The organism is Streptomyces sp. NPDC096205 (assembly GCF_044763135.1).
GTDB lineage: Bacteria > Actinomycetota > Actinomycetes > Streptomycetales > Streptomycetaceae > Streptomyces.
In genome coordinates, this window is the sequence record NZ_JBIWFS010000015.1 from 55678 (window position 1) to 81901 (window position 26224).

The window sequence follows — 26224 nt, forward strand, 5'->3', positions numbered from 1 at the left end:
GCACGCCGTGCCGTCAACTCCTCCTCGCACAGGTCCCTTTACGCTTTCCCGGGCCCCGACGAGGAGGAGTCATGACCAGCACACCCCGCACCCCCGGGCCGGTACCGGCCGAGGAGCCCATACCCTCGGCCGTCTACTGGGGCCTGTTCGCCGCCTGGGCGGCCAACGACATCGAGGAACTGCTCACCATGGCCCCCTGGTCGCGGGCCGCCGTATCCCGGCTGCGTGAGCGCTTCCCGCGGGTCCCGGCCGGGGTGTGGCAGCGGCTGGAGGCGGACCAGCGTCAAGTGAACGCGGCGGTCGGTCTGATGGGCCTGCTGATCGGGGCCGCCGCCGTGGACGGCGCCCGCACCCGGGGCCGCAGCGCCTTCTTCCGCACCGTTCTCACCGGCTTCGGCGTGCACGGTGTGGTGCACATGGCCCAGTCCGTCGCCTGGCGCGGCTACACCCCGGGCGTCGCGACCTCCCCCACCGTCGTCATCCCCTACAGCGCCTGGGCGCTGGCCCGGCTGCGCAGGGCCGGACTGCCGCCCGCCTCGCCGGCCGTCGGCCTCGGCCTGCTGCCCCTCGCCGCGGGCACGGCGCAGGCCGTGGCCCGTCGCCTCACCCGCAGGCGCGGTGCGGGCTCACGCCCCGACGTGCAGGTAGGCCGCCCAGCGCGTCGGTGAGGCGAGGTACCTCGCGCGCAGGGTCCGTATCGCGGTGTTGAGGGCCTGTGCGGTCAGGGTCGTGTCGGGCGGGCGGGTGCCGTCGGCGGTCAGGGAGCGGTAGAACGCGCCCGATATCGCGGGGGTGTCCGGGGCGCGCCAGAGGGTGCCGATGACACTGCGGAAGCCGGCCAGTTGGAAGGCGGCCGCCAGGTGCATGGGCTCGTCGGGCAGCTCGGGATGCGGCTCGGCGGTGCTGCACGCGGACAGGAAGGCCACGGCGCCGTGTTCAAGGGCGGTGTCCTGGATGTGGGTGGCGGTGAGGGTCTCGCTGGTGTCGAGGTGGAGGCCGCCGCCGCGCAGGATGCTCAGCGAGGAGTCGTTGTCCCCGTGGCAGGCGAAGTGCACCAGGGCGTACTCGCGCAACGCCCCGTCAAGGGTGTCCAGGCCGGATTCGGCCCCGCTGAGCACCCGTGAGCCGGGCACCGCCGCGCGGACGGTCTCGGCCTCCTTGCCCGCCTCCGGCAGCGGCGGCAGACGCGGGCAGTCGGCGCCGGTGACGATCAGGACACCGCTGCGGTGCGCGCTGCCGGGCGGGGGCTGGGTGCCACGCGGCGTGTCCCGCAGGGAGTGGGCCAGCGCGGCGAGGGTCGGTGTGTAGGAGGGAACCACTCGGTCGACGACCGTGCGGGGTGCGGGGCCGTCGGTGTCGTGGTGATGACCGGCCGCGTGCAACGGCAGGCGGACCAAGGGGCCTACGGGGCACCACCACAGGCGGGGCAGGGCCTGGTCGTCGAGGCCTTCACCCGCCTTGCCGCCTTCCCCCTCGCAGGTTGCCCCGTCCCCCACCCCGACGACGGCCTGACCACCGCCTTCCATGCGCTCCAGCACCGGGCCCGCCACCTCGTCCCACAGCCACGCCAGCACCGCGTGCAGCTGTGCCTGGGCCGCTTCCCTGGCGTCGAAGGACGCCGCGAGGTCCAGCGCCTGCGCCAACGCGTCGTCCAGCAGGGCGCTGTGCTCCTGGACCGCGATCTCGGTCAGGCCCGGCAGCGGCACGTGTTCGACGGGCCGAGCCGGGTCGGCCGGGACCAGCAGGGCGTCGCCACGGTCGGCGTGCGCGAGCACGAACACCACCGGGGCCCCGGCGATGCGGGCCCGCAACTCGGGAAGGGAGTCGGGGCGGGTGAGGGCCGCGACCTCCGGGTGCTCGGCGAGGCGTCGCCGGATGCTCTGCTGCTCGGCGGCGAGTCTGCGGGTGGTGGCCGCCCAGCCGGGGCGCGGGTCCTTGCGGCTGGAGGTCTCCTTGAGGACGCGGCCGGACGCGTCCTTCTCGACGGTCTTGACCTCGAGGCCGCTGACATTGGCGTAGAAATCGGCCGTGGTCAGCTTCGCATCGATCTCGGCGAGCCGTTGCGCGGCCATCGGGTCGATGCGTTCGATCGCCTCGCGGAGCCGGCGGGCGGTGAGCGCCTGCCCGTAGAGGATCGCGCGGCCGGTCTCCAGCAGATGCACGGCCCGGTCCGCGTCACCCGAGTCGATCGCCGCGCGGGCTGCACGGGCGGCCAGTGCGGGCGCCAGGGCCGCGGTGCCCTTGCGCACCGGCCCGGCCAGGGACCGCTGGGCCTGCTGCGGGATCTCGTCCTGGAAGAGTCCCTCCAGAACCTGTAGGGCGAGCCGCGGGTCACCGGCACCCTGCGCGAGGATCGCGCGCTTCTCCTGGGCCTCCAGGCGGTACTTGGGGCCCGTGCGCGGGTCCTCGGCGATCGCCTGCCAGACCTGGAGCGCCTCGGTGCGCAGCGCCTCGGCCTCCGGGGAGGCCGGGTCGGTCAGCTTGTGCAGGGCGGTGCACGGGCGGGCGAGCAGGATATGGCGCTCGACCCAGTAGGGGTCGTCCGGCAGGGTGCGCTCCAGTGCCTCGCGGGCCAGTCGCACGGCGTCGGCCAGCGCCTCCCGGTCCCCGGTCCTCAGGTGCTCCACATGGCGGACCTGGCTGATGGAGCTGAGGAAGCGGCCCTGGTCGGGATGGTCCGCGGGGAGTCTGGCCAGACCCCGCCGGTAGAGCTGCTCGGCCTCGGCCAGGTACTCCGGCCGCTCCTCCTCGCTCCGTCCGGCGCGGAGCAGATGGCCGGCCAGGTTGAGGAGCAGTTCGTGCTTGCGCGGATGGTCCTCGGGGAACGCGTCGGCCGCCCTGCGGGCCAGCTCCAGTCCCTCGGCGGCGGCCGCCCGATCCCCTTGGTGCTCGGCGAAGTCGCCCAGGGCGCCGGCGAGGTTGGACATGCGGTAGGGACGGAAGGGGTCGTCCTGCGGTGTGCGCGCCAGGGCCTCCCTGCGCAGCTCCAGCGACTCGGGCAACAGGGTTGCGTCGGACAGGACGTTGGCGACGGCGATCAGCACTTTGGACAGCCGCTCCAGGTTCCGGGGCGTGTCCGGGTCGTCCTGCGGCAGCTCCTTCCTGGCCCGGCGCGCGGCCGTCAGCGCTTCGTCGGCGAGGTGGGCGTCGGCCTGGGAGGAGTACGCGTGATGCACGGTGGCATCGGCCAGCGCGATCAGGGCCCGCCCGGCGAGGCGGTGCCCGGTCGGCGTGGCGTCCACCGCCTGCAGCGCCCACGCGCGGGCCTGTTCCGGTGAGGCGCCGTCACCGCCGGACTTCCAGTGCCTGAACTCCGACTCGGCGGCCAGGACCAGGGCTCCGGGCCGGTCCTCGTGCCCGCCCGGCACCATCTCGACCAGGACGAGGGCCGCGCGGCGGCGGTCGGCCGGGGCGGCGTCGGGGTCGTCGGCGGTCCGCCACGCCACCGCAAGGTGCGCGTCGTCGTCCGGGGACGGTGCGGGCGTGGACCGGTTGAGGACCGCCCGGACCGCCTCGGCGCCGACCCGCGCGAGGGCCTCCTCCTCCACCTCGCCCCGCCACTCCCGGTGTTCCTGCACCCTCCAGTCGTCGTGGCCGGTGGCCCGGACCAGGTCGTCCGCCGCCTCGAGCGCCTCCAGCAGCAGCTCCGGCGAGCCCGTCTCCGCCGCCCGGCGCCTGAGCACACCGACCAGTTCACGCGCCGGGTACAGATTCACGGGGCTGCCCTGTCCCGCCGCCTCGACGGCCCGGCGCAGATCGGCCGTCGCGCGCTCCAGGGCGGCAGGGTCGAGCCGCTCGTGCTGGAGGTGAGCCGCGCACCGGGCCTTGAGCATCAGCCGGTTGGCCAGGTGCGGGTCGTCCCGCTCCGGGTGGCGCACAGTGGCCTCCACGGCGAGTTCGGCGCTGCGCTCCCCCTCCTCGACCCAAGTGCGGTGCGCGCCCAGGTCCGCCAGCCGCAGCCGCAGCCAGGCGCGGTCGCTGAGCAGGGCCGCCTTCTCGCGCAGGGACGTACCCTCCTCCCCCAGCCAGCGGATCTGCAGGTCCACGACGGTGTCCAGCGCCTTGAAGTCGTCCTCCTCCTCGAAACGGTCCATGAGGAAGAGGAGTTGGTCGATCCTGGCCGGTCCCAGCGTGCCCCCCTCCTCGTCCGGCGGGGCGGCGGCCGGTGTGGAACGCCGTAGGAACCGCCGGCGGCGCGGGGTAGTGCGGGACCGGCCCAGGTGGGCGCACAGGGTGGAGGGGAAGGGCGGCAGATCCGGCGGCGGTTCGGTGATCATGCCCGCCAGCTCCAGGGCGGCGCGGTACTCCCCCAGCCCGCGCACGCCGGGCATATGGAGGTAGCGGTACCAGCGGATCAGCGCCAGCCGTGCCGTCCCGGCCGGGTCGGCGCCGGGCTCCGGCGGCAGGACGGCGTCCGGTAGCACGGGCAGGTCCCGTTCGTCGCCGGTGCGTGTGTAGCGTCGCAGCTCTTCCATGGTTTCACCCCCGTGCCCCGCCCAACGTCCGGCCCCACCGGATGGTTCCCGTACGTATCGAGTCCGTCACGATCCGTGTCCGGTCGGTATCCGTGCAACGTCCGGCCCCGCTCCGCGGTTCCCGTCGCCATCCTGGCCACCGCTGTCGGCGACCGGTAGTAGCGTGACGGGACATTCGTGTGACGGCGGCGGTGACGGGGAGGATCCGGAATGGACGCGATCGCGGAGCGGCTGGCGCGGTTGTGCCCGCAGACGGACGGGGACGCGCTGCGGGAGCGTGCCGTGCGGTACGGAGTGGGCGACGAGTTGGACCGGCTGCGGGCGGCCGTGCTGTCGGGCGAGCGGGGGCCTTCGGTCGCCGCGGATCTGGACGCGCTGGACGACGCGTTCGCCCGGCACGGCATCGACGCGCTCAGCACAGGGGTGCGCGATTACGGGTCGTTGCGGGGAGCGACGCCCCATCCCGGGGTGACGCTGTGGGGCTGCCCGTCCCCGGTGCCCTGCCCGCGCCTCGTGCCCCAGGAAGGGGCGCACGCCGATGCTGCGCCCCGGTGCGGGCTGGCCGGAACACCGCTCGTCTCCCGTACGTTCCGTCTGTGAGCGTCGTACTGGCCGAACTGGGCAAGCAGTTGGCAGGTCGCTGGGCCATGCTGCTGCTTCTGCCCGGCGCCTTCTACGTGTGTACGGCGGCGGTCGCCGTCCTGCTCGGACAGGGTCATGCCTTCGACCCGGGTCCGCTGACGGCGTGGCTGGATTCGGTGGCGGCGGCCCCGGCGAGCGGGCGGTTCGGGACCGTGCTGATCGGTGCGGCGGCGTTCACCGCCGCGGCGGCCGCCGCCGGTCTGGGGGCTTCCGCCGCCGCGCAGTTGGTGGAGCGGGTGTGGTGGGCCTCGGGTGAGGAGCCAGTGCTGCGACGGCTCGCGGCCCGGCGTCGGCGGCGCTGGGAGCAGGAAGAGGAGGCGGTGACCGCGGCGGTGCGGGAGTTCGCCACCGCGGGCGGCAGCCCGGAGGCCGGCCGGCGGCTGCGGGCAGCGATCGTACGCCGGGACGCCACGAGCCCCGAGCCCGCCGCCCGCCCCACCTGGATAGGGGACCGGCTGCATGCCGTCGACCAGCGGGTACACGCCAGTTACCACCTGGATCTCTCGGCGGCGTGGCCCCGGCTGTGGCTGCTGATGCCCGACGCCGCCCGCGCGGAGCTCGTGGAGGCCACCGCGGGCTGCGCGGCAGCGGCGCGGCTCGCCGGGTGGGGGGTGCTCTATCTGCCGCTGGCGGTGGTGTGGTGGCCGGCCGCGCTGCTGGCGGTCGGGGTGCTGCTCACCGCGCGGCACCGGGCGCGCAGCGCGGTCGCCGTCCAGGCGGATCTGGTGGAGTCGGCCGTCGACCTGTACGGGCGTGATCTGGTGGTGCAGTTGGGGCTGGAATGCGAGGGTCCGCTCACGCGCGAGGCGGGGGCGCGGGCCACGTCCTTGATGCGCAAGGACCGGACGGATCGCTCATGCCTGGAAGGGTGAGGGAGCGAACGGCCCGCCCGTGCCCCCGCCGTTGACGGCGCGGACCGATCACGCCCTGGACGGTGAGGGAACAGGCCGACTGACGCCCCGGACGGTGCCGGAGTCGGCCGACGGGCGCCCCGTACGGTGACTGAGCCGCCCGGCTGACGCCCCGTACGGCGACTGAGCCGCCCGACCGACGCCCCGTACGGCGACGGAGCCGCCCGACCGACGCCCCGTACGGCGACGGCGCGGGCCGGATCACGGCCCCCGAGGGTGCCGGTGCGAACGGACCACTCGTGCAGGGGCACGGAAGCGGACGGGCCGCTCACGCCTCGTACGGTGACGGCGCGGGCCGGCTGTCGAGGCCGACGACGGTGGACACGATCACGTCCGGCGCGGCGGGCAGCAGGACGGAGAAGCCGCCCGCCGCCCGCCGGAATCCGCGCCGTCCCGTCTGTGGAACCTCCACGGGCCGATGGTCGGTGGCCTGCATCAGCCGGTCGTGGCGAGCCTGGTCGCGGGCCGACATCAGGCGGCGGTCCACGGTCAGCACCGGCGGCGAGCTGAGCCGGGGCCAGTGCGTGTGATGGACGAACACGCGGACCCGCAGCCGCTGTTCGCCCAGTTCCCGCTCGGCCTGCGCCAGGTGCTCGGCCAGAGCGCCGATCGCGTCGGCCACCTGGTCGGCAGGGGCGAGCAGATCCAGGTCGGGGCTGTAGGGCACCTCCAGCTCGTCCGGTCCGACCACCTCGCAGACGATGTCCAGCTCGTCGTCACGCAGTTGCTCACCGGGACCGTGTGCCGTACGGGCCGCCGCGTGGGTGCTCAGGGTCAGCTCGGCGCCGTAGCGGGAGGCCGTCATGGCCACCGGGAACAGGCCCGTGTAGCGCAGCGTCCGGGCGCAGCCCAGCAGTACCTCCGCCACCGGTCGCTCGGCCCACTCGCCGAGCAGTTCGACGGCTTCGCGGTGGCGTCCGAGGCGGCGCAGCAGGTGGGCGTAGTTCAGGCGGATCGCATGGGTCGTCCCGTCCTCCGGCCCGAACGCCTCCTCGCAGCCTCTGATGAGCGTCGGGTAGTCGCGTGCCGCGGTCTCCAGGTCGCCCTGCTTCACCTGGATGATCAGGAAGTTGTTGGCGGCGTTGAGGGTCAACGGGTGTGCCGGCCCGAGCAGGGAGGCGCGCGCCTGATGGACGGTCGCCAGCAGTTCGAGGGCGGGCTGCCACTTGCGGCGGTCGCGCAGCACGAGGGCGAGGTTGTTCATACAGGTGAGCGTGAACAGATGGGTGGGACCGCTGACGCGGGCGAAACCCTGGTACGCGCGCGTGTACTGCTCCTCCGCCTCCGCCAACCGGCCCGCCGCGTGCAGGGCGCCCGCCAGCTCGTGCCGGGCCGCGGTGGTCTCCAGGGACAGAGGTCCCTGCCGTGCTTCGAGCCACTCCACCTGCTCGGCCAGTTCGGCCAACGACTCCTCCGGCACGGGCGGTTCCTCCTTCGCAAGGAATGGTTCCATTGTGCCGAGCGGGCGCCGCCGTGCCCCCACGCGTGGGCGTGGAGGTTCGGTCGAGGGATGCGAGCCCCGTACGAGGCCCAGACGAGGCCCGGACGAGGCCATACGAGACTCATACGAGCCCGGGGCCGCCGTCGGACGACGGCGGCCCCGGACCTCAAGGGTGTGTCAGTGGGCGTCGATGAGCTGGTGCGGCGGAACCTTCACCGTGCGGGCGCCCGGGGTGCCGCCCAGGATCACCTTGCGCAGGGCGACGTTGTTGTTGAGGTTGGTCTCCTTCAGCCGCTTCGACGGGTTGGCGATGACCTGGATGTAGTACGTGCCGTTCGGCAGGTCGGTGATGTCGAAGGACTGGCCGGGACGGTACTGGGTGTAGGTGTCGCCGGAGCCGACGTCGAGGACCTCACGCACGGACAGCGAGTTCTGCTGACCGCAGGCGGTCGACAGGTCGGTGTTGTACGGGTGCCAGTTGGCGTTCTTCACCAAGTAGTTCACGGCGTCGGTGTTGGCCAGGCAGAACGCCTCCTTGCCGCTGCGCACCGCCTCGGTGCGGTCGGCGCTCAGCAGGCGGTAGCTGGCGAAGTCGGTGAAGTGCCAGTGCTCGTGCCCGATGCGCGGGTCCCACTCCATGGTGCCGGTCGGGGTGTAGCCGACCTGCTTGCCGTTCGCGTCGTAGAAGTACTGGTAGGCGTCCATCAGGTCCGCGCCCGGGGTGCGGAAGCCGTCCACCACGAGGGGGGCCGGGCCCGCGTTCCAGACGTTGGCGCTGAAGGCGAGGTAGTCCTTGCCGGGTACGTCGCCGTCCTCGCCGTCGGTGATGGCGATGTCCCAGGCCGGCAGGGAGCGCAGGTCCGGCTTGGGCACGTTCGCCGGGACGCCGGCACGGCCGGTGGGCCGCTCGGCGTTCGCCTTCAGGGCCGGGGCGATGCGCGAGCCGTCGGTGTGGCCGGGGCCGTCACCGAGGTGGTGGGCGGTGCCGCGGTCCTCCAGGGCGTGCGAGAGGGCCGGCGGGGTGGGGGCGTCGGCGCCGCGCGGGCCGTAGTGGAGGGCCGTGATGCCGTGCGATGCCTCGTGGCCCGCGTGGGGGGCGCCGTGGCCGCCGTGGGAGGCCCCGTGGTCGCCGTGCCCGGCGGCGTGGTGGGCGTCCGACCGCTCGCCGGTCACGCCGACGCCGCCCTCGCCGCCGTCGCTGACCTTCCGTACGGTCACTTTGATGGTGGGTCGGTCGTCGGGGATGCCGAACAGGTCGCGGTACTTCTTGGCCACGGCCACCTTGGCCGTGTACTCGCCGACCGGGAGGTCGAGCGGCTTGTCGTAGTCGAAGGTGCTGGAGTTGGACGCCCAGCCCTTCTCCACGCCCCACACGGACCCGAGGGTGAACGGGTTGGTGGGGCAGCTCTCCGGGTAGTGCGACTTGGCCGGGGCGTCCGGGCGGATGCGGCCGGAGGCGTTGTTCGGGCAGAACGTGCCCTTGGTCTCGGCCGCGACCCGGCCGGCCGCGTCGGTGACGGTGACCTCCAGGAAGCCGGGCAGGCCGGAGAAGTCCTTCACCGTTCCGGTGGGCAGGGTCTTCGTGCGGGTGGTGGTGCCGTCGCGGAGGATCTGCCGGGCGACGACGGGGTCCTTGTAGGACTTCCGGGTCACCTGGAACTCCAGCGGAGCCTTGTCGACGGTGATGTACGTGCCGAGGTCCAGATAGACCCCGGATTCCCCCTCCCACCGGTCGACCGTGACGGACTTCGACGCGGCCACCAGCTTCAGCTTGGGCGTGCCGGCCGGGCTCGACGGGCCGGCACCGGGTGCGGCGCCGGCCGCCACGACGACGACGGTGAGCGACGCGGCCGCGGCGAGCGACGCGCGCGTGATGCGCTTGCGGTGTTGCTGACTGGTCATCGGTTCCTCGTCTGCGAGTGCCATGGTCAGTGGCATCGGACTCGACAGCTCACTCGCCTGACCGATGTGGCCGGACGCACCCCACGCGTCCTGGGCAGGCCTGTGAGCAACCTGTGAGACCGCAAATGCGGGAAATCGGTTGCCTGTTGATGCGGAATTCAGTTCATCGGGTGAGAGCCGGGCCGGGTTCCGCCGACTGCTGGGCGTCGAAGGTCCGGCGGGACACGCTGATGTACTCGCGATGACGCTCGGACCACGCGATGAGCGAACCCACCTCGGCGGACAAGGTCTGGCCCACCGGCGTCAGTTCGTAGTCGACGCGCGGAGGCGTACCCGGAGTCACCGTCCGGATCACCAGGCCGTCCCGCTCCAGACTGCGCAGGGTCCGCGTCAGCATGCGCTGGAGATACCGCACGACCAGCTGGATGCCTTCTCGCCGCCGGAGATCCGCGACGCCCTGGTGGCGCACGCCCGGCGGCTCCCGGGGGTCTTCACCAGCCCGAGCCTGGTCTCCGAGCCCGGCTCGCCGGCCCTGCGGATCGACCGGCGGGACCGCCCCTTCGAAGCGTTTCTGCATCCGGCCGTCGACGAGTTCGGACACCTCCACCGCGCCGGCTTCCCGCATCTGACCGTGCCGGTCACGGCGCTGCCGCTGCTCACCGAGCTGCGCTGGACGGAGCCCCACCCCATCTCCCGGCGGGCCGGGGTCCCCGACAGCATCGTGATGCTGTACGCGCCGCGCGACGAGGACGAGCTGGAGGTCGCGGCGACGGTGCTGCGGGCGTCGTACGAGCAGGCCGTGGCGTAGCACGGGCGCGGGGGACGGCCACCGTCCGGCAGAGAGGCGAGCCCTCGCGAGGGCTCGCCTCCGCGCGTGTCGGTGGCGTGTGGTTCAGCGCGCCTCGCGGAACTCCACGTGCCGGCCGGCGACCGGGTCGTACTTGCGCAGAATCAGCCGGTCGGGGTCGTTGAGACGATTCTTGCGCGTCACGTAGGTGACGCCGGTCCCGGCCGTCGACCTCAGTGTGACGATGGGACGCGCGGTGGTGGTGCGTGCCATGGGGTGGTCCTCCTTCCGCCGGCAGCCGCAGAAATTTGGCCTGCGCATGCCAGCGACAGCCACAACAGCAACCCCGGCCCCGGCATTCCCGGACCCGGACCCCGACCCGGCCCCGCACCTGGACCCAGACCCAGACCCGCACCCGCACCCGCACCCGCACCGGGACCCCGACCGCATTCAGAAGCGACACCGCTGAATGCGATGAACCCGGGCAGTTGGACTTCGGGATCACCCGGGGGCAGGGTGGGCACATACCCCTCCCCCGACGGGGCCCCTCACCGCACCACCCGGAGATCACCCGATGAACCACGTCGCGGACCCCGAGCGCTACAACGGCACCATGCGCTACCGGCGCACCGGACGCTCAGGACTGGACCTCCCGCTGCTGTCGCTCGGCTACTGGCACAACTTCGGCGACGACAAGCCCTTCGAGACCCAGCGCGAGATCGCCCTGCGTGCCTTCGACCTCGGCATCACCCACCACGACCTGGCGAACAACTACGGACCGCCCTACGGCGCCGCCGAGATCAACTTCGGGCGACTGATGAAGCAGGACCTCGCGCCGTACCGGGACGAGCTGGTGATCTCCACCAAGGCCGGCTGGGACATGTGGCCGGGCCCCTACGGGCAGGGCGGCGGCTCCCGCAAGTACGTGCTCGCCTCGCTCGACCAGTCGCTCAGCCGCATGGGGCTGGACTACGTCGACATCTTCTACTCCCACCGGCTCGACGCGAGCACCCCGCTCGAGGAGACGATGGGTGCGCTCGACACGGCCGTCCGCCAGGGCAAGGCCCTCTACGTGGGCATCTCCTCGTACGACGCCGAGCGCACTCGCGACGCCGTCGGCATCCTGCGCGAGCTCGGCACGCCGCTGCTCATCCACCAGCCGTCGTACAGCATGCTCAACCGCTGGATCGAGACGGACGGGCTGCTGGACGCCGCCGAGGAGGAGGGCTTCGGCGTCATCGGCTTCACCGCGCTGGCCCAGGGCCTGCTCACCGGCCGCTACCTCGACGGCGTGCCCCAGGACTCGCGGGCCGCGCAGGGCAAGTCCTTCGACACCAGCTGGCTGACGGAGGACATGCTGCGCCGGCTGCGGGCCCTGAACGACCTCGCGTCCCGCCGCGGCCAGACCCTCGCCCAGATGGCGCTCGCCTGGGCGCTGCGCGACGAGCGGGTCACCTCCCTGGTCATCGGCGCCTCCCGCGTCGAGCAGCTGGAGCAGAACGTGGCCGCGCTGGAGAACCTCGACTTCAGCGCCGAGGAACTCGCCGAGATCGACAAGCTCGCCACCGACGGCGGCGTCGACCTGTGGCAGGACGCCCGCCTGGGCAACCTCGACTGACCCGCTACACCCGCTTCCCCTCCGCCGGACGGCCCGACCCACGCCGTCCGGCGGCGCGCCTCTCCCGCCACCAGGGCGCCAGCTGTACGACGCCCCAGGCCGCCTCGACGGCCAGGAACGGCCACAGCACGCCCGAGGCACCGGCGGCCAGCGCGTACGCCATCCAGAAGGAGAACAGGGCGCGCGCGACACCGTCGTACAGCCCGTGCACCGGCAGGGGTGCGCGCAGCCGCAGCAGGGACCACACGATCACCACCGACCCCATCAGGTCGGCGTACAGGACCTGCATCGGTTCCCTGGCGGGCAGCGCGCCGAGCCCGAGTGTCTCCGCGGTCCAGGACAGGCCGGTGTGCACCAGTGCGTAGGTCCACGGGGTGACGAAACCCGCCGTGACGACGAGGTCGTACCAGGCGCTCGCGCGCACGAGCCGCAGGTAGGCGGGTCGGGTAGGGGTCATGGCGGACCTCCGGGTGAGGGGTGGGGTAGGGCCCTCATGCTGAACGGTGGAGTACTGTCCAAGGTCAAGTCCACCTGGGGGTGAAACGGGCATGCGTATCGGTGAGTTGGCGGCACGGACCGGCCTGAGCAAGGACGCCATCCGTTTCTACGAGCGCCAGGGCCTGGTCACCGGCCACCGCCTGGCGAACGGCTACCGGGACTTCCCGGAGGAGGCCGTGACCTGGCTCTTCTACGTCCGCACGGCCCAGGCCCTGGGCTTCACCCTGGCCGAGATCCGCCGGCACGGCGACGACCTGCGCGACGCCCCCGACTCCGCCGAGGCCCTGTCCGCACTGTTCGAGGACAAGATCCGGGTCATCGACACACGCATGGCAGAACTGTCCGCCCTCCGGGCCGACTTGAGCGAACGCGTCGGCACCGGTTGCCCGCTGCGGGCCGGAGCGGTGTGATGCCGGGCGCTCTCGCGCGGTTGGCGGCCGGGGTGGCTCCTCCGGCCGTGCCGATCGACGCGCGCGGGGACTGGCGTGCGGCCGAGGAGGCGCTCGGCGTGGAGCTGCCCGCCGACTACAAGTGGCTGGTCGAGACGTACGGCTGGGGCGAGTTCTGCGACTACCTCTATCTGCACACGCCGTTCGGCTCCCGTCCGTACAACAGCCTCACCTGGCGGAGCACGGGCGGGCTGCTGGTCTGGGGCAGCACCATCGACGCCGACCGGTTGTGCTGGCGCACCGACGGGTCGCCCGGCGACTGGCCGGTGGTGATCTGGGACGCCAAGGGGGCCGTCGAGGAACTCGCCGTCGGAGCAGGGGAGTTCGTGGCGGGCTGGTCGCTCGGGCTGCTGGAGTCGCGGCTGCTGGGCGCCATGGAGGCCGGGCTCGCGCCGTGGTTCAACGCGTTCCGCACGCGGACCCACCGGTGTGTCGTCCTGTCCGAGGGGCCGTACCCGTATGCCGAACGCCTGCGAATCCTCCGGGACGCCTTCGCGCCGACCGCGGACCGGGGGTCCTGGGAGTCGGACGGGGGCGCCTCGGGCCAGGATCACTTCGCCGCAGTCGCCGACGACTGGCTGTTCACCTACGACCGGTCCCGCCCTCACCAGATCCGTGTCGGGCTCCCTCCCGAGGACACACAGCGGGCCGGGGAGCGTCTGTTCGACGCCGTACGGCTCATGGGCTGTGAGGTACGACAGGTGACGACGGGCGGGGGTACGGTGCTGCCCGCCTGGGAGACGCGGGCACCGGAGGACGCCCGGCCGTGAGGCCCGCGGCCGAGCCCCTCACTCGTCGTCGGAGGCGTCCACGCCCAGGTCTCGGCGAAGTGCCTTGCGCAGGTCGGACAGCAGCGCCCAGGCCGTCTCGACGTCCACGGCCGCGAACTCGTCGAGGACGGCCACGTCCGGCGCGGGCGAGGTGTCGTCGCGGAACTGCTCGAGGAACCCCTTGAGGGTGCCGTAGCCGCGACCGAGCTGATGGCCGGCGGCACTGACCGTGCTCATCACCCGGTCCGGCGTGATCATCTGCGCCTCGGCGTAGCTCTCGCGCTGGATGCCACGGCTCTCCTCCAACTGCTCCGCGCACTCCTCGACGGCGTCCCTGTCTCCGGAGCGCAGGGCGTGCACCAGGTTGATCTGCGCGGTCTGGTACTGCCGGAAGGCCGTGTTGAGGCCGATGTAGCAGGTACGGCGCAGCTCCAGCCGCTCGCGGCGCCGGGCCTCGGCGGCCTCGGAGCGCCGCACCCGCTCGGCGTGTTCACGCTCCTCGCGCTGCTGCCGGGCCAGCGCCTCCAGTTCGAGCCGCTTGGTGCGGTCGGCCCGGCTCTGTGTCAGCTGCGCGGCCCCCAGCGTGCCGGCCACGCCGACCACGGCGACGGCCAGCGCGACCCAGCTCTCTCCCACTCCGGCTCCCCCGACTCGGCAACGGTGTGATCGAGTATGCCGGGCCGGGGGCCGGTGGGATCGGTCAGGGTCGTCAGGCCAGCAGCGCCTCCAGCGCGGTCGCCGTCCGCGGGTGGCGTTCGAGCAGGGCCGCGCCCCTCGGGGCCGCCGTCTCCCAGGTCCCCTCGCAGCCGAGCAGTCCGGCGAGGGCGTCGCAGGTCGCGGGATGGGCCGCGAGCAGCGCCACGGCGCCCGCCCGGGACCTCGGCGACGCGGGGGCCTGCTGCGCCTCCGTCCGCCACGGCGGCACCCAGGTGTCCAGGGCCTCCAGGCGTCCGGGGTAGATCCGCCCGGCCTCGCGTATGAGCAGCGGGGCGAGGTCGGCGCCGCCCGACCGCAGGGTGGTGATCAGGGTCGGCAGCCAGGGCAGCAGCACCGGGTCGGGCAGCTCGGCGAAGGCGCTGGAGACGGCTTCCACGACGAAGTCGGTGAGCTGCGGCACCGGCTCCAGGGCGTGCAGGAACCCGCTGAGGTAGCGCGGATAGGCGGGCACGACCAGGGGGTTGCCCAGCAGCTCGGTGCAGCGGGCGCGCAGTTCGGCGCGGGAGAGCCGGCCCAGGTGGGTCTGGGCCGCCCACAGCAGGGCCGTGCGGTCCGGTTCCTGTGGGTGCGACTGGGCTACGGCCAGCTCGAGCTGGGTGCGGTCGCAGCCGAGGGACAGCGCCAGGCTCTCCATGCTGAACAGGAAGCCGAGCATGGCCGCGACCTGGCGGACGGTGGCGTCCTCGTCGGTGAACGCCGTCGGCAGCAGCGTGCAGTAGTGGGCGTAGCCGGTCTTGACGAAGGCCTCGATCCAGCCGGGCAGGGTCGGCTCGCTGGTGCGGTAGTACGCCAGCAGTCGGCGCACCCGGCGCAGCACCTCGGGCGCGCCGTCGACACTGCGCTCGGCCGCCAGCACTTCCAGGGCGCGGGTGCCGAGTTCGTCGGCGAGGCGGCGGCTGCGCAGATGGAGGACGGCGTCCTCGACGGCCTGGAGCACGGTCGCGGTGGTGGCCTTGGGGTCGTAGGCCGTGCGACGCAGCCGCTGTTCCAGGACCTGCTCGATGCTGACGCCCTCGTAGCCGAGCTCGATGAGGGCGCGCTGGTGGGTGCCGAGGGCGAGGTCCCAGGACTCCTGGATGGGCTTCTCGCCGAGCCGCCGTTCGCCCATGATCGGGCGTGCGGCGCCGTGCGGCATCAGGTACTTCAGCATCCACAGCACGTCGGAGCACTTCTCCAGCTCCGGCTGCGAGGCGATGTCGAGCAGGGCCCGCTGGACGCCGCGCTGCTGGAGCTTGAGGTTCAGCGGGGCGAGCCGGTCGTGGACGTCCCGGGCTAGGGGCGGCAGGGCGTCGTAGCCGACCTGGCCGACGCGGTCGCCGCCCATCATGATCTCGACGAGCCTGCGGACGTCGCGCCTCCCGGGCACACTGTCCTTCTCGATGCAGGTGACGGCCGCATCCTGGAAGTCGTACGGCGTCGGCTTGGCCCGGTCGCGCATCCCAGCGAGCAGGATGGACGTCTCGAAGACGGCGATGGCGTCGGCGGTCGAGGCGAGGTAGCCGTTGCGGCGGGCGGCGCGCACGATCTCCACCGACCAGCCGAGGAGTTCGGCCTCGTCGAGGGAGTCGAGCACGGGCGGGCGTTGCAGGAAGCCGGTCAGCCGGTCGGCGGGCGGGGTGTCGGCGGCCGGGGCCGGAGGGGGTGCCGCTTTCGCCGGCTTCTTGGTGCCCGCCTGCCCGGCCAGCCGGTACGGCTTCACCCGGGTCCGCTTGATGTTCTTCGCCCACTCCGTCGCCGCGATCGACACCGATCCGGCGGCGAGGCCGAACTGGGCCTCGATCGCCGCGTGGCTGGACGGGATCAGTCCGTACTGCCAGGTGGTGCCCGTGCGCGGCCCGATCTCGAAGGTGTCGCTGCCGTGGACGCCGAACTCCTCGACCCGGCTGGCCGCGTGGAACGCGCCGCAGACGTAGAGGCAGTCGGCGGGGTCGGTGCCGGTGGCGGCGAGGTGCTCGCGCATCCGGGTCCACATGTAGCGCTCGCGGTCCTCGTCGATCCGGACGCGGCGGGTGTCGCCGGGTGCGAGGCGGCGGAAGAGGCTGCCGATGAGGAACATCACCTGCCGGTAGGTGTCGTGGTCGCTGTCGCCGAGGGGCAGTTCGACGTACTGGTGCCACCACTCCGACCAGTGCCGCACCTTGCCGTGCCGCAGCAGATGCTCCTCCAGTTCGGCGAACCGGGGCCTGAGGTCGCCGATCTCCACGCCGACGGCGTCGCCGTGCAGCGCGGCCTCCTCCTCGGCCGGGGTGTCCGCTTCGGCCGGGTCCTCCTCGGGCTCGCGCCACTGGAAGACATGGTCGGAGGAGCGGTCGACCAGGACGAGTTCGACGCCCGGGGTGTCCAGCGCGTAGGCGATGGCCTGGTACTCGGCGGAGGCCTCGGTGACCGGGGCGACGACCGACAGCGGCGCCCAGTCGGCGGGGAAGCCGTCGATGTCGCTGGCGAAGGCCTGCACCGCCACCGGCAACCGGCAGTTGCGCAGCTCGGTGAGCAGCGGGGCCATGTCCTCGCACAGCTCCAGGTAGACCACCTTGGGCTGCTTCTCGCGCAGCCGGCGGGCCATGGCGAGGGCGGAGGCGGGCGAGTGGTGGCAGACGGGGAAGATCTCCAGGGGTTCACGGACCGCCCGGTCGACGTCGTCGACCATGCCCAGGAGGATGCCCTCCAGGGCGCGCGGGCCGTCGGCGAACGTCTTCGCGGCCTCTTCGAGTTGGGCGCGCAGCCCGGTGAAGGTGGCTTCGCTCATGACAGGGTCGCGATCGCGTCGCGGCCGCCCTCGAGGAACTCCGGCCAGGAGCCGCCCTCTTCCTTGCTGCGCGGCTCGATCACGCCGTGCAGGTACTTGTTGAGGATGGCGAGGTCCTCGGGCTCGCGCCGGGCGAGGGAGCCGACGAGCGAGGAGGCGAGGGTGTGGGCGGTCAGGGTCCGCTCGCCGAAGAAGTTGCTGTGCAGGATGGCGTCTTCGAGGACGCCGATCTGCTCGGCGGTGGACAGGGCGGACTCCAGCTTCTCGTCGTCGCTGCCGGCCGCCGCGGATGAGGCGCGCAGATCGGCGAAGCTCTGCAGCAGCACGTCCAGCAGGGTGGGCGGCACGTCCAGTTCGATCTGGTGGCGGCGCAGCAGCTCCTCGGTGCGGAAGCGGACGATCTCCGCCTCGGCCTTCTTGTTGCCGACCACCGGGATGCGGACGAAGTTGAACCGGCGCTTCAGTGCGGACGACAGGTCGTTGACGCCCCGGTCCCGGCTGTTGGCGGTGGCGATGATCGAGAATCCGGGCTTGGCGAACACGATGTTGTCGCTGTCGAGTTCGGGCACGGAGATGTACTTCTCGGACAGGATCGAGATGAGCGCGTCCTGGACGTCGCTGGTGGAGCGGGTGAGCTCCTCGAAGCGGCCGATGGCGCCGCCCTCCATGGCGGTCATGATCGGCGAGGGGATCATCGACTCACGGGACTGGCCCTTGGCGATGACCATGGACACGTTCCACGAGTACTTGATGTGGTCCTCGGTGGTGCCCGCGGTGCCCTGCACCACCAGCGTGGAGTTACGGCAGATCGCGGCGGCGAGCAGTTCCGCGAGCCAGCTCTTGCCGGTGCCGGGGTCCCCGATGAGCAGCAGGCCCCGGTCGGAGGCGAGGGTGACGATGGACCGCTCGACGAAGCTGCGGTCACCGAACCACTTCTGCGGGATCTCGCGGTCCAGGCCGTCGGCGCGCTCGGAGCCGAGGATGAACAGGCGGACCATCTTCGGCGACAGCCGCCAGGAGAACGGCTTGGGGCTGTCGTCGATCGACTCCAGCCAGTCCAGCTCCTCGGCGTACTTGATCTCGGCGGGGGCGCGCAGCAGGTCGGACATGTCGTAGGCCTTTCTCGGAAGGTGTCAGGCGAGGAACGTCTTGAGCTCGTGGACGAGCTTGCGTATGTGTCCGGAGATCACCGGGGTGCCCTGGTCCTTGAACCGCTCGCGGAACCAGGGGTTGACGCTGCCGCGGCCGGAGCTCGTCACCGAGCCGACGGGGATGAACTTCACGCCCGAGCGGTGCAGGGCGGACATGGACGCGAAGAGCTGCTCGCCGCGCCACTCGTAGAAGTCGGAGATCCACACCACGACGGTGTTGCGCGGTTCGGCGACCTTCGGCTGGGCGAGGGCCATGGCGACCGTGCCGTCGGTGCCACCGCCGAGCTGGGTGCGCAGCAGCGTCTCGAACGGGTCGTGCACCCACGGCGTGAGGTCGAGCGCCTGCGTGTCGTACGCGATGAGGTGGACGTCGACCTTCGGCAGTCCGGCGAAGATGGACGCCAGGATGGTGCAGTTGACCATCGAGTCGACCATCGAGCCCGACTGGTCGACGACCACGATGAGCCGCTGGGGCGTCGTCTTGCGCGCGGTGTGCCGGTAGTAGAGGCGGTCGACGTAGAGCCGCTCCTCCTCCGGGCTCCAGTTGGTGAGGTTCTTCCAGATGGTGCGGTCGAGGTCGAGGTTGCGGAAGACCCGCTTGGGCGGCACGGAGCGGTCCAGGGTGCCGACCGTGCTCTTCTCGACCTGGGTGCGCAGGACTTGGGCGACCTCGTCGACGAAGCGCCGGATGAGCGCCTTGGCGTTGGCGAGGGCGACGCCGGAGAGGTTGTTCTTGTCGCGCAGCAGCTGCTCGATCAGTGACATGCTCGGGGTGAGCTTCGCGGCGAGCTGCGGGTCGGCGAGGACCTCGCGCAGGTGCATGCGCTTGACCAGGTCGGCCTCGATGGCGCCGAGTTCGGGGCCGATCTCGGGGATCAGCCGGCTCAGGTCGGGGGTGTGGCGGTTGCCTCCGGTGCCGGTGGGGCTGACACCCGCTCCGGCGCCACCGCTCACGCCCGGACCCTGCGCCGCGGCCCGGCCGGCCCGCAGCTCGCCGGGCTTGCAGCCGAGGGCACGCTCCAGCCAGGCGGCGTCCGACTGCCAGCGGGCGAGTTGGCCGGCGGTGACGGTGCCGGAGCCCTGGGCGAAGACGTTCAGCAGCACCTTCGACACCAGGGCGGCGCGGCGCACCTCGGTGGCACGGTCCCGGTCCTCTTCCCCGCCCCCGTCCTCGGGGACCATCAGGCCGTCGAACTCGGCGGCCAGTTCGGGGTGACGCTGCACCAGGGAGTCGACCGAGGTCTGCGGGTCGAGCAGCGCGGCCGGCAGGCCGATGTCCTCGACGACGGCGAGGCTCGCGGACTCCAGGGTGGGCTGCTCCTCCTGGTCGAAGAGGCGGGCGAGCAGCCGCCAGTAGAGGGCTTGGCGGCGATTGACGTCTGATTCGGAAGCGGTGGCTTCCCGCGTGGGTTCGGTCATTTCCGCAGCAGCCTTCCGGCGCGCTCGCGCAGCACCTTGACGGCGTCGGTGGCGGCCTTCTCGGCCTTGACGCCGGCCTTGTCGGTGGTGCCGCCTGCCCAGGCGCCCGCGTGCAGGGCGACGGTCTTCTTGCGTACGGTCGTCTCGACGGCGAGCGGCTGCACGGTGAACGTCCCGGCGTCCCAGCGCAGCAGCCCGACGCAGGCGCTGGAGGCGGCGACGGACTCGGGGGTGAGCGGTCCGGCGGTCGGGATGCGGTCGGTGTCGACGGCGAGCGGCCCCGAGGGCAGGTCGAACACGGTGATGTCGCCGTCCTGCCGGGCGGCGTAGCCCTCCAGGAAGACGGGGACGGCGAGGCCTGCCGGGTGCCGGTCCAGGGGTGCGGCGGCCGGGAGGGTCGCGGAGGACAGGGCCACGCGGGCGGTGGCGAACACGTCGGCCGGCTCGCCGGGGCGCGCCTGCTCCTCGTGCCAGATCAGGTCGCCCTCGGCAGTGACCGGCATGCCGTCGAGCTCCATGGCGCGGCCCTCGCCGACGGCCGCGAGCAGCGACATATGGGGCCGCAGCAGCTGCCAGACGCCCGCCTCGACGACGGTGTCCGGCTTGGGCACGGAGACGGAGGCACGCACCAGGCGGGGCGTTCCCCCGTCGGCGGGTTCCAGGACCGCATGCACCTGCGCCTGTACGGCGGTGGCGTGTTCGTGCAGGTCGACGCCGAGCGGCAGCAGGCGTCCGGTGGCGGTGCCCGGGTCGGGCGCGTCGATGGCGCCGGGCACGGTGAGCAGCAGGGCGCGCGCCCACAGGTCGCCCCAGCGGCGTGCCGGGATGCGCTCCAGGGCGGTGCCGGGGCAGGAGGCGGCGAGTTCGGCGGCGAGGCCGTCGAGGAGGGTGGCCAGGCGGCGCAGGGAGGGGTCCGGGAGCATCGCGGAGACGATCTGGGCCGCCCCGGAGACGAGGTCGTGGTCGATGCCCTGCCAGCCGGTGCGGGCCAGGTCGGCGAGCCAGGACCGGGCGGCCACCAGGAGGTTGGGCGCCTGGCCCGCACCCGGTGCGGACGGGCCGTCGGCGTCCTGCGGGGTGCGGCCGGTCAGCTCCGCGATGCGCGCGGCCAGTGCGTCGTGGGCGGAGCCCAGCAGGGCGGTGCGGGCGGCGGCGAGTGCGAGGAGGTGGTCCTCGCTCGCGGCTCCGGCGGCCGCCTTGTCGGCCGCCTCCGCCACCCGGGCGGCCAGCGGCGTGCCCGCGAGGGCGTCGGCGAGCGCGGTCAGATCGGCGGCGCGGTCGGGGCGGGGCCTGAGCAGGCCCTCGCTCAGCGCGCGGTCGAAGGCGTCGACGGCCGCGAGAGCCTCGTCGAGCCCGGCGATCGGTTCGGCGAGGAGGCCGGTGGCCGGCTCCGGCGCGTCCGTCTCGACCTGGGACCGGGTCGGCGCGAACCACTGCATCTCGGGCAACGGCTCGGTGTCCGGGGCGAGTTCGAGGTAGGCGAGATGGCGCAGGAAGCGGCTGAAGACGGGAGCCGCGGCGGCCTTGCCGTCGGCCGCCGAGGGGCGCGCGGCGCTCATGGCGGACGTGAGGGATGCCGCGCCCGGCTCGTCGTCGGCGAGGTCCACGCGCAGATAGCGGGCGACGCGGTCACCGCCGTACTGGAGCACGGCCTCGTTGATCAGGGCCCGGATGTGGTTGCAGAACGAGCCGCGGGCGCCGCCGCAGGGGCGGTTGTTGTTGGTGCTGCACGCGAAGGCGTACGTCCCGGCGGCTACGGAGGACACGTAGACCCGCTCGATGTCCGAGCCGCTGGACACCACGCCCTGCAGTCGTCCGTCGGCGAGTTCGACGAACGGCACCTTGGCGAGCTTGCGCGGCCGGGCGGGGCGGACCACCCGGGCCGTGCTCGACTTCTCCCAGTCGGACAACGCATCATCTCCTTTGCAGCGCACGCCTCATGAGCACGCGAGAGACCGCGTGCCGACACCTTCCGGCGGGAACACGAACGAACTTACCGGCGACCACTGACAACGTGATCTCCGAGCGCTGTCCGCCTCCCCCGCGAAGGCTCGCCGCAGGGCTCTTGATCAGCGGAAAAGCCCGTGGGCGAAGGACGTCTGACGACGCCTTCGCCCACGGGCCCGCTCGTGTGGACGCAGCCCGTTCAGCGGTCGGCGACCGCCTTGAGGACGGCCTGTGCGGTGGACGTGCTGGACTGCGGGTTCTGCCCGGTGACGAGGGTGCCGTCGGTGATGACGGTGTCGCTCCACGCGGGGCCCGTCTCGACGACGGCGCCGCGCTCGCGCAGCCGGCTCTCCACGAAGTACGGCGTGTTCTCGCCCAGTCCGCCCTGGCGCTCCTCCTCGTCGGTGAACGAGGTCAGGGAGCGGCCCGCGAAGGCGAAGCCGCCGTCGGCGGTACGGGCGCTCAGCAGTCCGGCGACGCCGTGGCACAGGGCCGCGACGACCTTGTCCTGCGCGGCGAACTCACCGAGCAGCCGCCCCAGATCGGTGTCCTGGGCGAGGTCGGCCATCGGCGCGTGACCGCCGGGGAGGTAGATCGCGTCGTAGTCGGCGGCGTGTACGTCGGCCAGCGCGAGGGGTGCGTCCAGCTGGTCGGCGATGCCGTCCAGGTAGGCGCGGTGACGCTCGGCGTCGGCCGGGGCGACGCCGCCGCGCTCGCTCAGGCTGAGGGCGTCCACCGTGGGGCGCACGCCGCCCGGCGTGGCGATCACGACGTCGACGCCGGCCGAGGTGAGGACCTGGTGGGAGGCGGCGACCTCCTCCGCCCAGTAACCGGTGGGGTGGGTGGAGCCGTCGGCCAGCTCCAGGGTGTCGGCTCCGGAGAGGACCATCAGAATCTTCGACATCGACTTGCCTGTTCTTCCCGATCGAGGTGGCTGGGCCACCTGCCCCGCGGCGGTTCCGCGGTGTGCTGGACAACGCCAGAATCCATCAGGGATCATCCGCCCGCCCACGCTCGGCTATAAGCATGCTTATAGGCGGCGGGAACCGTCCGGGAACAGACACCAGCTGCTACAGACCGTTCCAGTCCCGCGCCGCCCGCTGGAGCCGGTCGCGCAGCACGGCGAGCGCCGGTCCGACGGGGGCGCCCCGCCGGACGGCGAGGTAGAGGGTGTTCAGCGGGGCCGCCTCCGGGTGGTGCAGCTGGACGATGTCGCCGGCGGCCAGGGCCGGGGCGGCGATGTAGCGCGGCAGGACGGAGACGCCCGCGCCCGCCACCACCGCGGCCAGCACCGCGCGGAGGTCGGGCACGACCAGGGCCACCGGGTTGGCGGGCCGCCGGCCGAACTCGCTGCGCCAGTACCGGCGTACGATCGGCAGCTCGTCGGCGTAGGCGACCAGCGGCAGGTGCGCCAGGGCCGCGAGCGGGTCGGCGGCGAGCCGTTCGGCGTCGACGGTGTGGGCCAGTGCCGGGGCGGCGACCAGCAGGAACTCCTCGTCCACGAGCGGCATCGCGAGGACGCCGCCCTGGGCGGGCCGCACCGCGGAGACCACCAGGTCGAGGGCACCGGACGCCAGCTGGGACAGCAGGTCGTCGGCGGGGCCGAGGGTCACCTGGACCCGTACGCCGCGCCTGCCGAGGTCGGCCAGGACCGGCATCACTCGAAGGGTCATGACCTCGGCCGCCCCGCCCACCCGTACGGTGCCGCCCAGCACCGGCTCGGTGCCCTCGGGGGCCAGGGCGCCGCGCAGTCCGTCCACATGGACGCCGATCCGCGAGGCGAGAACGGCCGCTCGTTGCGTCGGGGTGACGCCCTTGTGCGTACGCAGGAACAGCCGCTCGCCGATCTGCTCCTCCAGCCGGGCGAGCTGCCCGGTGACGGCCGGCTGGGTCACGCCCAGCCGCTGGGCCGCCGCGGAGAGGGAGCCCGCCCGGTAGATCTCCAGGAAGGTCAGCAACAGATCGAGACTCGGCGTACCGCCGCGCTTGTCGTACTCCACCACAGGCAGAAGCAAACCATTCCCAGGCAGCGACAAAGGACGGCACGACACCTTGCGGCGTTTGCACGTAGCCCGCGCATGCAACTATTGTGGCCGCTCGTAAGCACCGCACGCAATCAGCAACGGAGTCATCGCCCCATGAGCACCACCACCGCTGTCACCCCCCTGACCACCGCCGACGCGGAGGCCCTCGTCTCCGCCGCCCGCCGGGCCGCCGAGGCGGCGGGGGTCGCGGTCAGCGTCACCGTGCTGGACGCCGGCGGGCACCTGCTGGCCTTCCGCCGCGACGACCGGGCCGTCCTCATCTCCGGCGAGACCAGCACCCGCAAGGCCTACACCGCCCTGCAGCTCGACGCCCCGACCGCCGACCTCGTCGACGCGGTCAAGCCGGACGGCCCCTTCCACAGCCTGCCCACCGCCCTCGACCGGCCCCTGCTGTTCATCGCCGGCGGCATCCCCGTCCACCGGGACGGCCGCCTCATCGGCGCCATCGGCGTGGGCGGCGGCGCCCCCGAGCAGGACCACTCCTTCGCGACGACGGCCCTGACCACCCTGGCCTGACCCGCCCGCGGCACCAACAGAGCGTCCTCGCGCGCGGCGACCCCCGCGAAGCGGAAGCAGCCGGCACCTACTCGCGGGTATTCCGGTGGAAACGAACCACCCAAGGGCGGTTCAACCCCTGATCAGCATTCGGCAAGGAGCGGCAAGCAGTCCCTGGGGCCGTCGTACGTTCGTTCGTCGTGACATCACATGCCGACTCCCCCGCCGCCCCTGTCCTTCCGCCCGCCCGGCGCACGCTCCTGTGGGCCGGTCTGACCGGGGCCGCCGCCCTGACGGCCGGGGCCACGCCCGCGGTCGCCGCCGGGCCCGGGCCCGCGCAGCCGCGGCCCTCCACCCCCGCCGAGGCGCTGCGGGCGCTGGCCGCGGGCAACTTGCGCTGGCAGACGTACCGGGAGCGGCATCCGGACGAGACGCCCGCGGTGCGCAGGGCGGTGACGAGCGGTCAGCACCCGTTCGCGCTCGTGCTCGGCTGTGTGGACTCTCGGGTGCCGCCGGAGCTGGTGTTCGACCAGGGGCTCGGCGATCTGCTCACCGTGCGCTCGGCGGGCGAGGTGCTGGACGAGGCCGTGCTCGGCAGTGTGGCCTACGGGGTGCTGGAGCTGGCGATACCCCTGGTCGTGGTGCTGGGCCATCAGTCCTGCGGGGCGGTGCGTGCCGCCGTGGAGGTGGACCGGACCGGGGAGCCGCTGCCGGACCACATCCAGTACCTGGCGGACCAGATACGCCCGGCCATCGATCACAGCGTGGACGGCGACGCGCGCATCGACGCCACGATCGACGCGCAGGTCCGGCTCGTACGCTCGCGGCTCGCCGCTCAGCCCGACCTCGCGGAGAGGATCACGGCGGGCCGGCTCGCCGTGGTGGGCGCCCGGTACGAGCTGGGCAGCCAGCTGGTGCACCGGGTCGACTGAGCCGTCAGCCCTCGACCAGCGCGGCGAGCCTGGCGAGCGCCATGCGCGTGCCGGTCTCGTTGTCGGCGCGCGGCACCGCGTCCGGGACGCCCTCGTGCACCATGACGACCTCGGTCCCGCCCTCCTTGGTGGTGAGCGTGGTCGTCATGGTCATCGTGCCGCGCAGGTCCGGGTCTTCGGTCTCGAACGCGAGCTCCTCCACCACCAGCCGGTCCGGCACGAGCCGTACGAACCGGCCGTGGTAGGTGTCGGTGTGCGCGCCCGACTTGCCGACGGCGTCGGGCTGTTCGTACGTCAGCGACACCCGGAATGCGCCACCCTCCCGGGCGTCGAACGCGTGCACCCGGCTCATCATGCCGTCCGGCACCCGCCAGCGGCCGACCGCGTCCGCGTCCAGCAGCGCCCGGTAGACGGAACCGGGCGACGCCTCGACGTACCGGGACATCCGCGTCGCGTACATGGGGCTCACACTAGACGCGCCCGCCCGACCCCGCCGCCCAGCGCAGAAGGGTGGCCTCGGCGCGCGGGGGTGTGAGCGTGGCCGCGTAGCCGGTGGTGAACAGCACGGTGGGGCGGTCGGCCGAGGCGTGCAGGAGCGTGAGGCGCTGTTCGAAGGTGCCGGCCCTGGGGTCGGTGTGGTCGACCGGCCGGCGCAGGCCGAGGACGAAGAAGCGGTCCCCCGCTCGGGGGAGGTGAGGGTCAGTCCATCAGGCCCGCGGCCACGGTGGCACCGAGTTCCCAGCACGCCTCGACGTCCCTCTTCGACGGCTCGCCGGTCACGGTCACCGCTTCCGCCGTGCGCCGCCAGCCGAGGCCGGTGGTGACGGCCTCGATGCCCCGCACGGCACCGGTGACGTCGTTGCCGCCGTGGACGTAGTAGCCGAAGGGGCGGCCGCGTGTCTCGTCGAGGCAGGGGTAGTACACCTGGTCGAAGAAATGCTTCAGCGCACCGGACATGTAGCCGAGGTTCGCCGGTGTTCCCAGCAGGTAGGCATCGGCTTCGAGCACGTCGGAGACGGTGGCGGCCAGCGCCGCCCGGCGTACGACGGTGACTCCCTCGATCTCCGGGGCCGTCGCACCGGCGACGACGGCTTCGAACATCGCCTGGCAGTTGGGCGAGGGCGTGTGATGGACGATCAACAAGGTGGCCACGCCCGAACCCTGCCCCGCCGCCCTCGGTCGGCGCAAGCGCTGGAGCCGCGGCTGCGGTTCTGGTTCCTGTGCCACGGGGCCGTCAGCCCGTACCGGACGCCTGGGACGCCTGGGACGCCTGGGAGGC

Annotated in this window: 24 protein-coding genes and 2 pseudogenes; 9 read left to right on the forward strand and 17 right to left on the reverse strand. The window is 72.8% G+C overall.

The features are described 5' to 3' along the window. The first annotated feature begins 71 nt into the window (after nucleotides 1-71). On the forward strand, nucleotides 72-668 hold the full coding sequence (locus ACIQ6Y_RS38850; protein ID WP_404047496.1) for an HXXEE domain-containing protein: 597 nt from the start codon (nucleotides 72-74) through the stop codon (nucleotides 666-668). On the opposite strand, the gene ACIQ6Y_RS38855 is transcribed toward ACIQ6Y_RS38850, so the two are convergent. Beyond that, the gene (locus ACIQ6Y_RS38855) at nucleotides 627-4475 is read right to left on the reverse strand and encodes a CHAT domain-containing protein (protein ID WP_404047498.1); all 3849 of its coding nucleotides are present in this window, start codon (nucleotides 4473-4475) and stop codon (nucleotides 627-629) included. The genes ACIQ6Y_RS38850 and ACIQ6Y_RS38855 overlap by 42 nt on opposite strands. Before the next feature lie 210 nt (nucleotides 4476-4685). Between ACIQ6Y_RS38855 and ACIQ6Y_RS38860 the strand changes: the two genes are divergently transcribed. Together ACIQ6Y_RS38860 and ACIQ6Y_RS38865 are read left to right on the forward strand one after the other, a co-directional pair. Continuing rightward, nucleotides 4686-5075 carry a hypothetical protein gene (locus ACIQ6Y_RS38860; protein WP_404047501.1) on the forward strand — a complete coding sequence of 130 codons (390 nt, stop codon included), beginning with the start codon at nucleotides 4686-4688 and terminating at the stop codon, nucleotides 5073-5075. Further along, nucleotides 5072-5989: a hypothetical protein gene (locus tag ACIQ6Y_RS38865; protein ID WP_404047504.1), complete on the forward strand. Its 918-nt coding sequence runs from the start codon at nucleotides 5072-5074 to the stop codon at nucleotides 5987-5989. The genes ACIQ6Y_RS38860 and ACIQ6Y_RS38865 overlap by 4 nt, the downstream gene beginning before the upstream one ends. Nucleotides 5990-6296: 307 nt before the next feature. Here the strand turns inward: ACIQ6Y_RS38865 and ACIQ6Y_RS38870 are convergent, their stop codons facing one another. From ACIQ6Y_RS38870 to ACIQ6Y_RS38880, 3 genes are all read right to left on the reverse strand, one after another. After that, a complete protein-coding gene (locus ACIQ6Y_RS38870; protein ID WP_404047507.1) occupies nucleotides 6297-7481 on the reverse strand; it encodes a tetratricopeptide repeat protein in 1185 nt (394 codons plus the stop codon). Nucleotides 7482-7646: 165 nt separating this feature from the next. Further along, a complete protein-coding gene (locus tag ACIQ6Y_RS38875; protein ID WP_404047511.1) occupies nucleotides 7647-9371 on the reverse strand; it encodes a lysyl oxidase family protein in 1725 nt (574 codons plus the stop codon). A gap of 163 nt (nucleotides 9372-9534) precedes the next feature. Beyond that, nucleotides 9535-9840, reverse strand: coding sequence for a winged helix-turn-helix transcriptional regulator (locus ACIQ6Y_RS38880; RefSeq protein ID WP_404047514.1), 306 nt, complete (start codon nucleotides 9838-9840; stop codon nucleotides 9535-9537). Here ACIQ6Y_RS38880 and ACIQ6Y_RS38885 point away from each other — a divergent pair. Continuing rightward, nucleotides 9832-10179, forward strand: coding sequence for a luciferase family protein (locus tag ACIQ6Y_RS38885; protein ID WP_404047517.1), 348 nt, complete (start codon nucleotides 9832-9834; stop codon nucleotides 10177-10179). The genes ACIQ6Y_RS38880 and ACIQ6Y_RS38885 overlap by 9 nt on opposite strands. Nucleotides 10180-10263: 84 nt before the next feature. Here the strand turns inward: ACIQ6Y_RS38885 and rpmG are convergent, their stop codons facing one another. Next, nucleotides 10264-10431 carry a 50S ribosomal protein L33 gene (rpmG, locus tag ACIQ6Y_RS38890; RefSeq protein WP_404047520.1) on the reverse strand — a complete coding sequence of 56 codons (168 nt, stop codon included), beginning with the start codon at nucleotides 10429-10431 and terminating at the stop codon, nucleotides 10264-10266. Between the two features lie 301 nt (nucleotides 10432-10732). Here rpmG and mgrA point away from each other — a divergent pair, with 301 nt between their 5' ends. Further along, nucleotides 10733-11776, forward strand: a complete 1044-nt coding sequence (gene mgrA, locus ACIQ6Y_RS38895; RefSeq protein WP_404047523.1) for an L-glyceraldehyde 3-phosphate reductase — start codon at nucleotides 10733-10735, stop codon at nucleotides 11774-11776. A 4-nt stretch (nucleotides 11777-11780) separates the two neighbouring features. On the opposite strand, the gene ACIQ6Y_RS38900 is transcribed toward mgrA, so the two are convergent. After that, the gene (locus ACIQ6Y_RS38900; RefSeq protein WP_404047526.1) at nucleotides 11781-12233 is read right to left on the reverse strand and encodes a hypothetical protein; all 453 of its coding nucleotides are present in this window, start codon (nucleotides 12231-12233) and stop codon (nucleotides 11781-11783) included. Between the two features lie 91 nt (nucleotides 12234-12324). Here ACIQ6Y_RS38900 and ACIQ6Y_RS38905 point away from each other — a divergent pair, with 91 nt between their 5' ends. Then, a complete protein-coding gene (locus ACIQ6Y_RS38905; RefSeq protein ID WP_404047528.1) occupies nucleotides 12325-12684 on the forward strand; it encodes a MerR family transcriptional regulator in 360 nt (119 codons plus the stop codon). Continuing rightward, a complete protein-coding gene (locus tag ACIQ6Y_RS38910) occupies nucleotides 12684-13493 on the forward strand; it encodes an SMI1/KNR4 family protein (RefSeq protein WP_404047531.1) in 810 nt (269 codons plus the stop codon). The genes ACIQ6Y_RS38905 and ACIQ6Y_RS38910 overlap by 1 nt, the downstream gene beginning before the upstream one ends. 18 nt (nucleotides 13494-13511) lie before the next feature. Here the strand turns inward: ACIQ6Y_RS38910 and ACIQ6Y_RS38915 are convergent, their stop codons facing one another. From ACIQ6Y_RS38915 to ACIQ6Y_RS38950, 8 genes and pseudogenes are all read right to left on the reverse strand, one after another. Next, the gene (locus ACIQ6Y_RS38915; protein WP_404047534.1) at nucleotides 13512-14129 is read right to left on the reverse strand and encodes a hypothetical protein; all 618 of its coding nucleotides are present in this window, start codon (nucleotides 14127-14129) and stop codon (nucleotides 13512-13514) included. A gap of 73 nt (nucleotides 14130-14202) precedes the next feature. Beyond that, nucleotides 14203-16956, reverse strand: a complete 2754-nt coding sequence (locus ACIQ6Y_RS38920; protein WP_404047537.1) for a hypothetical protein — start codon at nucleotides 16954-16956, stop codon at nucleotides 14203-14205. After that, a complete protein-coding gene (locus ACIQ6Y_RS38925; protein ID WP_404047539.1) occupies nucleotides 16953-18065 on the reverse strand; it encodes an AAA family ATPase in 1113 nt (370 codons plus the stop codon). The genes ACIQ6Y_RS38920 and ACIQ6Y_RS38925 overlap by 4 nt, the downstream gene beginning before the upstream one ends. A 24-nt stretch (nucleotides 18066-18089) precedes the next feature. Then, a complete protein-coding gene (locus tag ACIQ6Y_RS38930) occupies nucleotides 18090-19526 on the reverse strand; it encodes a VWA domain-containing protein (RefSeq protein ID WP_404047541.1) in 1437 nt (478 codons plus the stop codon). Further along, entirely contained in the window at nucleotides 19523-20965 is a 1443-nt protein-coding gene (locus ACIQ6Y_RS38935; protein WP_404047729.1) for a hypothetical protein, read from the reverse strand. The genes ACIQ6Y_RS38930 and ACIQ6Y_RS38935 overlap by 4 nt, the downstream gene beginning before the upstream one ends. Beyond that, nucleotides 20939-21436: pseudogene (locus ACIQ6Y_RS38940) on the reverse strand (hypothetical protein); the annotation flags it as partial. The pseudogene ACIQ6Y_RS38940 and the gene ACIQ6Y_RS38935, both read right to left, overlap by 27 nt. 236 nt (nucleotides 21437-21672) lie before the next feature. Further along, nucleotides 21673-22377 carry a type 1 glutamine amidotransferase domain-containing protein gene (locus tag ACIQ6Y_RS38945; protein ID WP_404047544.1) on the reverse strand — a complete coding sequence of 235 codons (705 nt, stop codon included), beginning with the start codon at nucleotides 22375-22377 and terminating at the stop codon, nucleotides 21673-21675. A gap of 166 nt (nucleotides 22378-22543) precedes the next feature. Beyond that, nucleotides 22544-23476: a LysR family transcriptional regulator gene (locus tag ACIQ6Y_RS38950; protein WP_404047547.1), complete on the reverse strand. Its 933-nt coding sequence runs from the start codon at nucleotides 23474-23476 to the stop codon at nucleotides 22544-22546. Nucleotides 23477-23611: 135 nt separating this feature from the next. On the opposite strand from ACIQ6Y_RS38950, the gene ACIQ6Y_RS38955 reads away from it, so the two are divergent. Continuing rightward, a complete protein-coding gene (locus ACIQ6Y_RS38955) occupies nucleotides 23612-24034 on the forward strand; it encodes a heme-binding protein (RefSeq protein ID WP_404047550.1) in 423 nt (140 codons plus the stop codon). 179 nt (nucleotides 24035-24213) lie between these two features. Beyond that, entirely contained in the window at nucleotides 24214-24945 is a 732-nt protein-coding gene (locus tag ACIQ6Y_RS38960) for a carbonic anhydrase (protein WP_404047552.1), read from the forward strand. Between the two features lie 4 nt (nucleotides 24946-24949). Here the strand turns inward: ACIQ6Y_RS38960 and ACIQ6Y_RS38965 are convergent, their stop codons facing one another. The 3 genes and pseudogenes from ACIQ6Y_RS38965 to ACIQ6Y_RS38975 form a co-directional block, all read right to left on the reverse strand. Further along, nucleotides 24950-25405, reverse strand: a complete 456-nt coding sequence (locus ACIQ6Y_RS38965; RefSeq protein ID WP_404047555.1) for an SRPBCC domain-containing protein — start codon at nucleotides 25403-25405, stop codon at nucleotides 24950-24952. Nucleotides 25406-25511: 106 nt separating this feature from the next. Further along, nucleotides 25512-25601, reverse strand: a pseudogene (locus tag ACIQ6Y_RS38970) (hypothetical protein); the annotation flags it as partial. A 43-nt stretch (nucleotides 25602-25644) separates the two neighbouring features. Continuing rightward, nucleotides 25645-26097 carry a flavodoxin family protein gene (locus tag ACIQ6Y_RS38975; protein WP_404047558.1) on the reverse strand — a complete coding sequence of 151 codons (453 nt, stop codon included), beginning with the start codon at nucleotides 26095-26097 and terminating at the stop codon, nucleotides 25645-25647. Nucleotides 26098-26224: the final 127 nt, after the last annotated feature.

Coding starts and splice junctions, on each gene's coding strand:
- ACIQ6Y_RS38850 (WP_404047496.1), top strand. CDS start 72: ATGACCAGCACACCCCGCACCCCCGGGCCGGTACCGGCCGAGGAGCCC.
- ACIQ6Y_RS38855 (WP_404047498.1), bottom strand. CDS start 4,475: ATGGAAGAGCTGCGACGCTACACACGCACCGGCGACGAACGGGACCTG.
- ACIQ6Y_RS38860 (WP_404047501.1), top strand. CDS start 4,686: ATGGACGCGATCGCGGAGCGGCTGGCGCGGTTGTGCCCGCAGACGGAC.
- ACIQ6Y_RS38870 (WP_404047507.1), bottom strand. CDS start 7,481: ATGGAACCATTCCTTGCGAAGGAGGAACCGCCCGTGCCGGAGGAGTCG.
- ACIQ6Y_RS38875 (WP_404047511.1), bottom strand. CDS start 9,371: ATGACCAGTCAGCAACACCGCAAGCGCATCACGCGCGCGTCGCTCGCC.
- rpmG (WP_404047520.1), bottom strand. CDS start 10,431: ATGGCACGCACCACCACCGCGCGTCCCATCGTCACACTGAGGTCGACG.
- mgrA (WP_404047523.1), top strand. CDS start 10,733: ATGAACCACGTCGCGGACCCCGAGCGCTACAACGGCACCATGCGCTAC.
- ACIQ6Y_RS38900 (WP_404047526.1), bottom strand. CDS start 12,233: ATGACCCCTACCCGACCCGCCTACCTGCGGCTCGTGCGCGCGAGCGCC.
- ACIQ6Y_RS38905 (WP_404047528.1), top strand. CDS start 12,325: ATGCGTATCGGTGAGTTGGCGGCACGGACCGGCCTGAGCAAGGACGCC.
- ACIQ6Y_RS38910 (WP_404047531.1), top strand. CDS start 12,684: ATGCCGGGCGCTCTCGCGCGGTTGGCGGCCGGGGTGGCTCCTCCGGCC.
- ACIQ6Y_RS38920 (WP_404047537.1), bottom strand. CDS start 16,956: ATGAGCGAAGCCACCTTCACCGGGCTGCGCGCCCAACTCGAAGAGGCC.
- ACIQ6Y_RS38925 (WP_404047539.1), bottom strand. CDS start 18,065: ATGTCCGACCTGCTGCGCGCCCCCGCCGAGATCAAGTACGCCGAGGAG.
- ACIQ6Y_RS38930 (WP_404047541.1), bottom strand. CDS start 19,526: ATGACCGAACCCACGCGGGAAGCCACCGCTTCCGAATCAGACGTCAAT.
- ACIQ6Y_RS38935 (WP_404047729.1), bottom strand. CDS start 20,965: ATGCAGTGGTTCGCGCCGACCCGGTCCCAGGTCGAGACGGACGCGCCG.
- ACIQ6Y_RS38945 (WP_404047544.1), bottom strand. CDS start 22,377: ATGTCGAAGATTCTGATGGTCCTCTCCGGAGCCGACACCCTGGAGCTG.
- ACIQ6Y_RS38955 (WP_404047550.1), top strand. CDS start 23,612: ATGAGCACCACCACCGCTGTCACCCCCCTGACCACCGCCGACGCGGAG.
- ACIQ6Y_RS38965 (WP_404047555.1), bottom strand. CDS start 25,405: ATGTACGCGACGCGGATGTCCCGGTACGTCGAGGCGTCGCCCGGTTCC.